The organism is Mesorhizobium sp. M7A.F.Ca.CA.004.04.2.1, from assembly GCF_004022825.1.
Lineage (GTDB): Bacteria > Pseudomonadota > Alphaproteobacteria > Rhizobiales > Rhizobiaceae > Mesorhizobium.
On sequence record NZ_RZPH01001546.1, the window covers coordinates 1 to 840 of the forward strand.

General features: G+C 62.3%; 2 protein-coding genes. Both read right to left on the reverse strand.

The features are described 5' to 3' along the window. A partial coding sequence (gene lspA, locus EN893_RS36030; RefSeq protein WP_128362268.1) for a signal peptidase II occupies positions 1-429 on the reverse strand: 429 nt, incomplete at its 3' end. 13 nt (positions 430-442) lie between these two features. Next, positions 443-840: RNA methyltransferase (locus tag EN893_RS36035; RefSeq protein WP_164901493.1), on the reverse strand; the 398-nt coding region annotated here is incomplete at its 5' end.

Here is an 840-nt window from a genome sequence, read left to right on the forward strand (position 1 = left end):
GACCAGTGCCGCGCCCACCGAAATGAAGGCGTCGGCAAGGTTGAAGACGGCGAAGGACCACACCGGCGTGTGAAACAGAATATAGTCGATGACGTGGCCGTAGACGGCGCGGTCGATCAGATTGCCCAGAGCGCCACCGACGATCAGCGCAAAGCCGGTGCGGGCAAGGATCTGGGACGGCGCGATCCGCGTCGCCAGGAACAGCACGAAAGCAACGACGACAAGCGAGATGACGATCAACCCGGTGTCGCCGAAGGACGAGAACATCGAGAAGGCGATGCCGGTATTGTAGGTGCGGAACAGCGCCAGGAAGGGCAGCAGATCAACCTTCTCCTGAAAAGGCAGATCGGCCTCGACCAGGTATTTTATCCACTGGTCGAGCGCGATGGCCGCGACGACAAGCAGTGCGTAGGGAGACCATGATCTCACGGGCGGGCAACCTTCATTGCTGGTCCAGGATTGGCTCGAGCTTGAGCGCGCCGCGCCGGATCTCGAACAGCATGATGCCGGTGGCAACGGCCAGATTGAGCGAATCGGCACGGCCGGCTTGCGGAATCCTGAGCAGCCTGTCGCAACTCGCAGCCAGGCTTTCGGGCAGTCCCTGCTGCTCGTTGCCCATCATCAGCAGCACGGGCCCGCGTGAAAAATCGACCGAGCGGTAGTCGACGGCGCCTTTCAGGTGGGTTCCGGCGACGAGGCCTGAAAACCCGCCTCGCCAGGCGAGGAAAGCCTCGGTTGTCGCTTTGGCCACCGGCACGGCAAAGATCGAACCCATGGTGGCGCGCACCGTCTCCACGGAGAATGGATCAGTGGTATCGCCGACCAGGATGACGCCTTTGG